Source organism: Pelomicrobium sp. (genome assembly GCF_036803785.1).
Classification (GTDB): domain Bacteria; phylum Pseudomonadota; class Gammaproteobacteria; order Burkholderiales; family UBA6910; genus Pelomicrobium.
This window is the reverse complement of sequence record NZ_DAIRTR010000248.1, coordinates 1-1,998: the sequence shown is the minus strand read 5'-3', so window position 1 is coordinate 1,998 and position 1,998 is coordinate 1. Positions and strand designations below refer to the sequence as shown.

Annotated in this window: 2 protein-coding genes and 1 pseudogene; all 3 read right to left on the bottom strand. The window is 65.4% G+C overall.

The features are described from left to right. Positions 1-168: pseudogene (locus V7Q81_RS15895) on the bottom strand (bifunctional 2-polyprenyl-6-hydroxyphenol methylase/3-demethylubiquinol 3-O-methyltransferase UbiG); the annotation flags it as partial. 30 nt (positions 169-198) lie between these two features. Further along, positions 199-1,548 (bottom strand): TRZ/ATZ family hydrolase, encoded by a 1,350-nt coding sequence (locus tag V7Q81_RS15890; protein ID WP_333845284.1) that lies wholly within the window; start codon positions 1,546-1,548, stop codon positions 199-201. A gap of 57 nt (positions 1,549-1,605) precedes the next feature. Next, on the bottom strand, positions 1,606-1,998 hold a 393-nt coding region (locus V7Q81_RS15885), incomplete at its 5' end, for an OmpA family protein (protein WP_333845281.1).

The following is a 1,998-nucleotide window of genomic DNA, read 5'->3' as shown; positions in this document are numbered from 1 at the left end:
GCCCACGTCCAGGATCTCCTTGCCCGCCAGCCCGCCGGCCGCCTCTTCGATGAGCTGCACGCGCAGGGGGTTGATATCGTGCAGCGGTTTGAACTCACCGTGGGGATCCCACCAGCGGTGGGCGAGCTGGTTGAATTTTTCGACTTCCAGAAGATCGACGTTGCTCATCGAATCAAGCCCCAGGGTGGCCAGGCCGTGTCAATTGCCGCCTGGTCGGATGTCCGCCCGAGCATCGGCGATACGACGGCCCCAACGGCTCGCGCGGGCGGCAAGCTCTTTCGCGTCCAGGGTGGTGAACTGCCTATCCTGCAGCAACGGCCGCCCTTCGACCCACACGTGGCTCACATGCTCCCGGCCGGCGGCGTAGACCAGGTGGGAGCGGGGATCGTAGCAGGGAGAGAGTTCCAGCGGGCCCAGGTCGACGGCCACCATGTCGGCCCGCTTTCCCGGAACGAGGGAGCCGATCGCCTTATCCAAGCCAAGGGCCCGGGCCCCGTTCAGAGTGGCCATCTCCAGGGCGCGGTGAGCGGGAAGGGCATCTGCCCGACCGCTCACCGCCTTGGCGAGGAGGGCTGCGGTGCGCATTTCCTGGAACAGGTCGAGCCGGTTGTTGCTGGCCGCCCCGTCTGTGCCGAGCCCCACGTTGACCCCCCGCTCCACCAGTTGAGCGATGGGGGCAAAGCCACTGGCGAGCTTCAAGTTGGAGGAGGGACAGTGGGCGACGCTGGCGTTGGCGTGGGCGGTGAGCTCCATCTCCTCCGCTGTCAAGTGCACCATGTGCACTGCCACCAAGCCGGGTCCCAGGAGTCCCAGGCGCCGCAGCCGCTCCAGGGGCCGCACCCCGTGCTGGCGCAGGCTTTCCCGGATTTCCTCCTCGGTCTCGTGCAGGTGCACATGGATGGGCACCTGGATCTGTTCTGCATAGGTCAGCATCTTTTCGAAGCTCTTGTCGCTCACGGTGTACGGAGCATGGGGCGCCATGCAGAAGGAAAGCAGGGCATTGGCCCGGTGCTGGTCCCTTAGCGCCAAGCCTTTGCTCAGGTAGTCGTCGGGATCGGCGGCGTAGGGCGTGGGGAAATCCACCACGATCATCCCCAGGGTGGCCCGCATTCCGGCCTTTATCACCGCCCGGGCGGCGGCTTCGGGAAAGAAGTACATATCGTTGAAGCAGGTGATTCCGCCTTGGATCATCTCGGCGCAGGCGAGGAGGGTCCCGTCGTGGACGAACTCCGGCGTCACGAAGCGCATCTCCGCGGGCCAGATGTGCTCCTGTAGCCATTCCATAAGGGGCAAATCGTCCGCAAGGCCCCGCAACAGGGTCATGGCGGCATGGGTGTGCAGGTTGACGAGCCCCGGAATGAGGGCGTGGCGCTCGAGCCGCAGGCGCTCCCGGGCCTCGAAGCGCTCATCCGCTTCCTGCCACGAGAGCAGGGCACAGATGCGGCCGGCCCGGACCGCCACCGAGTGGCGTTCCAGCACCTCCCCCGCCGGCTCCATGGGCAGCAGCCAGCGGGCGTCCACGAGAAGGTCGACCTGATCGCGTGCCATAAAAAGAAAGCCCTGCACAGGCAGGGCTTTTTCCATCCGAGGAAGACGACTGGCGCTTTACTTGCGGGTCCCCGCCACCTCCACTTCCACCCGCCGATCCGGCTGGTAGCACTTGATGAGCGCCGCGCCGCGCTTGCCCTTGCAGTCCTCGGGCTTGGTGACGGGATCGGATTCGCCCTTGCCGTCAGTGTACACCTTGTTGGCCGGGATGCCCTTGGACACCAGGTAGGCCTTGACCGATTCGGCCCGGCGCAGGGAAAGCCTCTTGTTGTAGGCCTCGGGACCGATACGGTCGGCATGGCCCACGGCCACGATAACCTCGTATTCAACCCCTTCCAGCTTTTGCACGAAATTGTCCAGGGCCTGCTTGCCTTCCGGCCGGAGGACCGCCTTGTCGAAGTCGAACAGCACGTCGGCCGCGAAAGTGACCTTCTCCGGCATCATTACGGG

Coding starts and splice junctions, on each gene's coding strand:
- V7Q81_RS15890 (WP_333845284.1), bottom strand. CDS start 1,548: ATGGCACGCGATCAGGTCGACCTTCTCGTGGACGCCCGCTGGCTGCTG.